General features: G+C 64.0%; 6 protein-coding genes and 1 pseudogene. 3 read left to right on the plus strand and 4 right to left on the minus strand.

The genetic code is table 11. The annotated features are described in order from the left end of the window. Both ACRDUX_RS06900 and ACRDUX_RS06905 read left to right on the plus strand, forming a co-directional pair. Positions 1-2,218 (plus strand): FAD-binding and (Fe-S)-binding domain-containing protein (locus ACRDUX_RS06900; protein WP_526412282.1); only part of this gene is annotated, 2,218 nt, incomplete at its 5' end. Between the two features lie 28 nt (positions 2,219-2,246). Next, entirely contained in the window at positions 2,247-2,984 is a 738-nt protein-coding gene (locus tag ACRDUX_RS06905) for a fumarylacetoacetate hydrolase family protein (protein WP_526412284.1), read from the plus strand. 52 nt (positions 2,985-3,036) lie between these two features. On the opposite strand, the gene ACRDUX_RS06910 is transcribed toward ACRDUX_RS06905, so the two are convergent. Genes ACRDUX_RS06910 through ACRDUX_RS06920 form a run of 3 tightly spaced genes read right to left on the minus strand, consistent with a single transcriptional unit; the run spans position 3,037 to position 6,385 of the window. Then, positions 3,037-3,810, minus strand: coding sequence for an enoyl-CoA hydratase/isomerase family protein (locus tag ACRDUX_RS06910; RefSeq protein WP_526412286.1), 774 nt, complete (start codon positions 3,808-3,810; stop codon positions 3,037-3,039). Beyond that, positions 3,807-5,006, minus strand: coding sequence for a CaiB/BaiF CoA transferase family protein (locus ACRDUX_RS06915; RefSeq protein WP_526412288.1), 1,200 nt, complete (start codon positions 5,004-5,006; stop codon positions 3,807-3,809). The genes ACRDUX_RS06910 and ACRDUX_RS06915 overlap by 4 nt, the downstream gene beginning before the upstream one ends. Continuing rightward, complete coding sequence (locus ACRDUX_RS06920; protein WP_526412290.1) at positions 5,006-6,385, minus strand: SLC13 family permease; 1,380 nt, start codon at positions 6,383-6,385, stop codon at positions 5,006-5,008. The genes ACRDUX_RS06915 and ACRDUX_RS06920 overlap by 1 nt, the downstream gene beginning before the upstream one ends. Before the next feature lie 362 nt (positions 6,386-6,747). Between ACRDUX_RS06920 and ACRDUX_RS06925 the strand changes: the two genes are divergently transcribed. Next, positions 6,748-7,557, plus strand: coding sequence for a maleylpyruvate isomerase family mycothiol-dependent enzyme (locus ACRDUX_RS06925; RefSeq protein WP_526412292.1), 810 nt, complete (start codon positions 6,748-6,750; stop codon positions 7,555-7,557). A 15-nt stretch (positions 7,558-7,572) separates the two neighbouring features. Here the strand turns inward: ACRDUX_RS06925 and ACRDUX_RS06930 are convergent. Then, positions 7,573-7,747 (minus strand): annotated as a pseudogene (locus ACRDUX_RS06930) (RpiB/LacA/LacB family sugar-phosphate isomerase); the annotation flags it as partial.

The following is a 7,747-nucleotide window of genomic DNA, read 5'->3' on the forward strand; positions in this document are numbered from 1 at the left end:
GTCCAAGTTCATCGTCGGCAGCGAGGGCACCCTGGCGATCGCGACCACAGTGGAGGTCGACCTCGTCGCCAAGCCCGAGCACACCGTGTACGCCGTCGGGCACTTCGACACCACCCAGAAGGCGATCGAGGCGACCACCGACGCGCTGGCATGCGAGCCGGCGCAGGTCGAGCTGATGGACAAGACGATCCTTGACCTGTCACGAGAAAAGATTGAATTCGCTCGCCTGGGTGACAGCCTCGTCGGCGATCCCGCGGCGTTGCTGTTCGTCTCGTTCACTGGTGACGACCTCGACGCGGTCCTCTCCCGCCTCGACACTCTCGTCGAGCTCTGGCACGACAACGGCCACGGCTACCACACCTTGCGCCTGGTGACCGCTGAGGCGCAGGCCGCCCTGTTGAAGGTGCGCAAATCCAGTCTCGGACTCCTGATGGCGGCCAGTGAGGGATCGAAGCGACCACTGGCCTTCATCGAGGACACCGCAGTGCCTCCCGAGGTGCTAGCGCAGTACACCGCACGCTTCGCCCAGATACTCGACGAGTACAACATGACAGCTGGGTTCTACGGTCACTGCTCGGTCGGCTGTCTGCACATTCGGCCGTTCGTTGACTTGAGCCGGCCAGGCGAAATCGTCCGGATGCGTGCCGTCGCCGAACGGATCAAGGATCTCGTCAAGGAATTCGGTGGGGTCAACTCGAGCGAGCACGGCGACGGGCTGGCTCGCAGCGAGTTCAACCGCGAGATCTTCGGTGACGAACTCTACGAGGCAATGCGCGACGTGAAGCGACTGTTCGACCCTGATGACCGGATGAATCCCGGCAAGATCGTCGACGCACCAAGCATGACCGACAACCTGCGAGACGCCAATCTCCCTGCGGCGCCGCTGATACATACCCGCTTGGACTTCGAAGTGGTCGGCGGCATGCGCGCCGCCGCCGACCGCTGCATGAACATCGGGGTCTGTCGAAAGAGCACGACCGGCGTCATGTGCCCGTCCTACATCGCCACCCGTGAAGAGGAACACGCGACCCGTGGCCGCGCGAACGCGCTCGTCAAGGCGCTCTCCGAGCCGGACCCTAAAGCGGCGTTGGGCGACGAGCGACTCCACGAGATCCTCGACCTGTGCTTGATGTGCAAGGCGTGCAAGGCCGAATGTCCACTAGGAGTGGATATCGCCAAGCTCAAGAGCGAGACCCTCTCGCATTACCACGACATGCATGGGATACCTCTTCGATCACGAATCTTCGGTTCCATCCGTTCGCTCAACCGGATCGGATCAGCGTTCGGACCGTTGGCGAACCTGTCCGGCCGGAACCGCTTGGTACGCCGGGCGATGGACCGCAGCATCGGCATCGCGGCGCGACGACCCATGCCGCAGTACAAATTCCGAAACCTCATGCGGTGGTACTCCAGGCACGGCAGGCACCGCCAACCCTCGGTCAACATCGGCACCGTGAATTTCCTCGCCGACTCATTCACGTCTTACACCGAACCGCACATCGGCCGTGCGGCGATCAGCCTGCTCCAACAATCGGGCTGGTCGGTGGAACTGGCAAACAGCGGGTGCTGTGGGCGTTCGGCCCTGTCAAAGGGGTTGGTCGAGCAGGCCACCGCCAACGCCAAGGCGATGGCCGCACGATTGCACGACGACACCGTCGTCGGCTCGCCCATCGTGGGGTGCGAACCGTCCTGTCTGTTCACCCTGCGCGACGAACACGTGTCCATGCTTCCCGACGATCCGAAGGTCCAAGCGGTCGCCTCCCGGGTCCGGCAAGTGGAGGAGTTGCTCGGTGAGGCCATCGACGATGGCCGGCTCGCCCTGGCCGCCGATTCCTGGCTATCCGGCCGCAAGATTCTCTATCACGGCCACTGCCACCAGAAGGCCGAGGTCGGGACCGCCGCCACCGTGGCGCTGTTGCGACGCATCCCTGGTGCCGACGTCGTCGAGGTCGACGCCGGATGCTGCGGAATGGCTGGATCCTTCGGGTACGAAGCCGAGCACTACGACGTCTCGATGACCGTCGGCCGCGATCGGCTGTTTCCGGCAATCGAGAACGCCGGCGAGACGACGATCATCGCCGCGACCGGGACATCCTGCCGTGAGCAGATCTTCCACGGCACCGCTCGCTCAGCATGGCACCCGGTGGAACTCGTCGCCGAGGCATTGTCCTCATCAACCTCGAGGGAGATGCACAGTGCGGATAATCCGCTTCACTGACCGCAGTCGTTCCGTCCCGCGTTACGGAGTGCTCGACGGTGACGACGTGTTAGCTCTGGACGGGGGATTCGACGACCCCCGACCGGGGTGCCGAATCGCCGCGCGCGCCGATGTCGAGTTGCTGAATCCCTGCTCGCCGCGCGTCATCGTGTGCGCCGGCAACAATTACGAAAGCCAGCTCGTCCAGCTAGGGTCCCCGCGACCGCAGCAACCGGCCATCTTCCTCAAGGGGCTCAACACCCTGGTGGGCCCCGGCGATGCGATCGTTTATCCGCCGGGGCTCGAGCGGTTGGAGTACGAAGGCGAGCTTGCGGTCGTGATCGGGCGTGCGTCGCGTCATCTGACTCCCGAAGAGGCACCGGCCCACATCCTCGGGTATACCTGCGCGAACGACGTCACTGCCAGTGATTGGCGTGCCGACGGCCAATGGACGCGGGCCAAGAGCCTCGACACGTTCTGCCCGATGGGGCCGTGGGTAGAGACGGGGATCGATGACCCGCAATCGCTGCGTTTGATCACTCGGCTCAACGGTCGGATTGTGCAAGACTGCGGCACCGGCGACATGATTTTCGGAGTCTTTGAGTTGCTCGCGTGGATCACGCGCTGGATCACCCTGGAACCGGGGGACGTATTCCTGACCGCAAGCCCTGCTGGGGTGGATCAAATGCATATCGGTGACACGATTGAAGTGGGTATCGATGGGATCGGAACGCTATCGAATACCGTCCAAGAGGAGGCCACGCCAGCCCCTATGCCGCGTTGTTAGGCGTGTGGCCGTTGGGCGCAGCGCGGATTTCCAGCGTGACGCGCGTTGAACGTCATTCGCCCGTCCACAACGGTTTGCGCTTGGCCAGGAACGCTTCCACGCCGATCTTGAAATCGCGGCTGCCGTAACACTGTTCGATCAAGTCATCCCCGTCTGGAAGATCCGCGGTGACCAAGCGCCTGGCGCTCTCCTTGGCTACGCGCATGGTCAGCGGGGCATTGGACAACAGCCTCGAGACCAGCTCGCCGACGCGAACGTCGAGCTGGTCGGGTTCGGCGATCTCGGTGACGAACCCGCACTCGCGGGCCTCTCCGGCGCCGATCACGTCGGCTAGCATCAGCATCCGCTTGGCGCGGTTGATGCCGAATGCCGAGATCACCCGCGCAGTGTTGGCCATCGACAGACAGTTTCCGAGCGTGCGGGCGATCGGGACCCCGAACCGGGCGTTGGGCGTAGCGATGCGGAAGTCGCATGCAGCGGCGATCGCGAGGCCCCCGCCCATCGTCCAGCCGCGGACGATCGCGATGGTCGGCACCGGCAGGCGTTCGATCTCGCCGACCCGGGTGTCGATGGTCTTCTCATAGGCCACTCCGTCATGGCCGCCCTCGAACGCGCGGAACTGCTCGATGTCCGTGCCTGCGACGAACGCATGGTCGCCGGCACCGCAGAAGGTCACGACGCGCAGGCTCTTGTCCGCGGCGATGTCCTCGCAGATTTCGCCGAGCGCGTCGTACATGCTCCAGGTCATGGCATTGCGCGCCTCGGGACGATCGAAAACGACCGAGCCGACACCGTTCTCGACCGAGTATCGGACCTTGCCGCTCACTTGCCGAAAGCTCCGCACACCTTGAGTTCAGCGATATCCGAAGCGTCGAAGCCGATTTCGGCGAGCACGTCATCGGTGTGCTCGCCGAGCAGCGGTGGATGCCTGCGGATCTGCTGCGGGGTGCCCATGAGCTTCACCGGAAAACCGATGTTGGGCACGGTGCCCTCGATCGGATGGGGGATCTCCAGGCGCATCTCGCGGTGCCTACCGTGCTCGCTCTCGAAGGCCTCGGGATAGGTGCTCATCTTGCCCGCCGGGATGCCGACCGCGAGGAGTTCATCGACCCATTCGTCCGATGTCTTGGTGACAAAGGACTTTTCGAGCTCTTCGATGAGCGGTTCTCGGTTCTTCAAGCGGGCCGGATTGTCGGTGAAGCGCTCATCGTCGACCAGGTCCGGACGGCCGATCTGGGTGCAGAGCTGCATCCAGAGCTTCTGGTTGGTTGCCCCCATGACGAAATAACCGTCCTTTGATTTCACCGCCTGGTAGGGCGCGCTCATCTTGTTCGAGGTGCCGACCGGCGTCGGCACCTTGCCGGTGCCCCAGTACTCCGACGTGTCCCAGATCGAGAAGGCAAGTGCCGCCTCGAAAAGCGATGCGTCGATGTACTGCCCCTCGCTGCTGTTCTGGCGACCGATATATGCGCTGAGGATCGCGTAGGTGCAGAACAACGCGCAGCCGATATCGGCGACCGGGACGCCCGCCTTGACCGGCGGGGAGCCCGGGTGACCGGTCACGCTCATCACGCCCGACATCGCCTGGGCCATCAGGTCGAAGCCCGGTCGATCCGCCCATGGCCCGGTCTGGCCGAAGCCGGAGATCGAGGCGTAGATCAGCTTCGGATTGAGCTTCTTCAGGGTCTCGTAGTCGACACCGAGTTTCTTCACCACACCCGGGCGGTAATTCTCGACGAGGATGTCTGCGTTCTCGACGAGCTTGTAGAACACCTCCCGACCGGCCTCGGTTTTGAGGTCGAGCGTCACGCTGCGTTTGTTGCGGTTCATGTTGAGGAAGCCCATGCTGTCGGGCCCCTTCATCTTGAACCCCATCGACGAGCGTGTCTGATCACCTTGCGGCGGTTCGATCTTGACGACATCGGCGCCGAGATCGCCGAGCAGCATGGTGGCGTACGGGCCCGCCATGACCTGGCTGAAGTCCAGGACCCGAACGCCGCTGAGAGGCAGGGCGGTAGTCATCAGCCCCACCCGGGCAGGATGAAGATCAGCCAGGTGGTGATCGGTGCGATCGCGACCATCGAGAACCCCCAGATGTTGAGCCCGCGGAAGACCCCGTCGCGTTCGTCTTCGGTCGCATTGGCGACCACGAGTGCACCGGAGGTGGAGAACGGGCTGGAGTCGACGACCGAGGCGGAGATGGCCAGCGCGATGATCATCGACACCGGTCCGATCTGACCCGACAGTAGGAACGGGACCGCCATTGGGATCAACGCGCCCAGGATGCCGGTCGTGGAGGCGAAAGCCGATACCAGCGCGGCGATGAAGAAGATCAGAATCGCCGACAGCAGCGGCACGCCGATGCTTGCCACGCCGTTGCCCAGCCAATCGATGGTGCCGATCCGCTCCAGCATCGAGACGTAGGTGACGATGCCGCAGATCAACAGCACGGTGGGCCAGGCAATCTTGTTGATGGCGCTCTTGTTGACCGCGGGGGAGAACAGTGAGATGACCACGGCCACCAGCAGCGAGGTGAAGCCGACATCCGCGCCGAAGAACAGGACCGAAATTGCGAGGGCGGCGATGCCGACGAGGGTGATGGTGCGGGCGCGGTCGAGCCCGGTCTCCGTCGCGGTGTCGGTGCCGCCGGGCAGCGTCCTGGTCTTGACCGCAGTGGCTGTCCGGCTGAGGGCCGACTCACCGCCCGGTCCCGAATTGTCCGAAGGAGATCCGCCACCTCGGTTGCGGCCACGACTGCCGTTGCGGACGACGATCCCGTCGCCGGTGTCGATCTTGCCGAACAGATCCCGGCCGCCGAACAGGAAGAACACCACAACGCTGAGCACGAGGTTGAAAACCGCCGTGCAGGCGAACAGCAGGAGTGGATTGCTGGGCAGGTTGTTGCGCACGACGACGCCGTTGACGATGCCGCCGAAGATGCTCAGCGGTGAGAATCCACCGGCGCTGGCACCGTTGATGACCATGAGGCCCATGAGCAGGGTGCGGATGCCGTAGCGCCGGGCGAAGCCCATCGCGATCGGCGCGATGATCGCCACGGCGCCGGGCACCACGGCACCGACGGCGGTGAGCATGCCGGTGACGAGGAACATCACCCAGGGAATCAGGGCGACGCGTCCGCCGACGGATCTGACCGCCTTCTGGACTATGTAGTCGACTGTGCCGTTGTCGGTGGCGAGGGCGAACAGATAGGTGATGCCCACCAGGATCATGAAGAGGTCTGCGGGAAACCCGCCCAGAATGGCGTCGAGGTCCTCGCCGAGCATGAAGGTGCCCACGAGGTAAGTCGCGACCAGGGCCAGTGCTCCCATGTGAATCGGAAGTGCGGTCGCGACCAAGAAGACGGCTACCAGTACCAGTATGGATATCAGTTCATGTGACACGGGCCCGTCCTGTCGGTGATCGGATGGTGAGGTGCGTCGCCAGTCAAGTATTCCGCATTGTGGAAATAATCTTTCGTCCAACAAAAACCTTCCACAGTGACTCGCGTCGCGTCAAGGCTTGATCGTGATATGAACCACATGTTGACGACGTGTACGCGACAGCTTGTGGGCGGTGCGCCGCCGAACATCTAGTGTTCGAAGCGCGAGAGATGTTTTCCGAGTCGTGACAAATAATTGCCACCGTCTCCTGGCCGAGGGTTCCAACACGTGATCCAGATCGACACCGCCGACACGCAATCCCTCCGCATCACTGGCCGTGCCCTCCAGGACTGCGGCACCGGCATCCGGGTTGCGCGTTGACGGTGGATTACGCGGCGACGCTGTTCGACGAGACCCGTACCTTCTTGTCACTGATCGGTGCCTGTAACCCGTCGACCCCGGTCCCCACCTGCCCGGGGTGGACGGTCGGCGAACTGTTCCGGCATGTCGGGCGGGGCAACCGATGGGCGGCGCACCTCGTGGCCGAGCGCGCCGTGAAGGCCGTTGATCCGCGCTCGGTCCCGGACAGCGAACCGCCGCGCGAGCCTGCCTATGGGCATGATTGGCTGCTGGCCGGGGCCACTCTGCTCGTTGATGCCGTCGCGTCCACGGGGCCCGACACCGCCGTGTGGACGTTCCTGGGGCCCCGCCCCGCATGGTGGTGGCTGCGGCGGCGTGCCTACGACACGCTGATGCACGGCGTCGACGCCGCCATCGCCGCGGGAGTGGTGCACCACATGTCGACCGAGATCGCCGCCGATGCGCTCACCGAATTCCTGGAACGTGTTGTTGCGCAATCGGATGCAGTCTCGGCCCCGCTGTCCCCCGGCCAACGGCTGACGTTTGCGGCCACCGACACCGACGGCCGATGGGCGGTCCGGGGTACCGACGCCGGTGTTGAATGGTCGACCGACGACAGCGCGGCCGATGTGGTGCTGACTGGAGCCGCGGATGAACTACTCCTGGTAACGGTTCGCCGGCGCCTTCTCGAAGAGACCGGTATCGATGTCGTCGGCGACGACGCCGTCTGGCGGGAGTGGTTGGGGAACACTCCATTCGAGTCCAGCCAGAACAGATCCATCGCGCGAATGGATGATGCCGACCCAGTGGCGCGCCCTAAATCGGCGCAATGAGCGCGCACGCGCAATCTCGGCAGTGAATGGGCGGTGGCACAGTGCAGCACGCACGCCACGCACCTTGTTGGCGGCGATCTGCTCGCCGCAACCACTGCCGCCGAGAATGACGCCGAAGTCAGCCTGGCCGGTGACCACCAGGGTTCCTACGTCCGCACAAAGCGTTGTCCAAGGGACAGCAGGGTAGAAC

Origin of the sequence: Mycobacterium sp., from assembly GCF_050701675.1 — a bacterium.
Classification (GTDB): domain Bacteria; phylum Actinomycetota; class Actinomycetes; order Mycobacteriales; family Mycobacteriaceae; genus Mycobacterium.

Bases quoted from the DNA above. Each gene is read 5' to 3' on its own strand.
- ACRDUX_RS06915 (WP_526412288.1), bottom strand. From the start codon at position 5,006: ATGACTACCGCCCTGCCTCTCAGCGGCGTTCGGGTCCTGGACTTCAGC.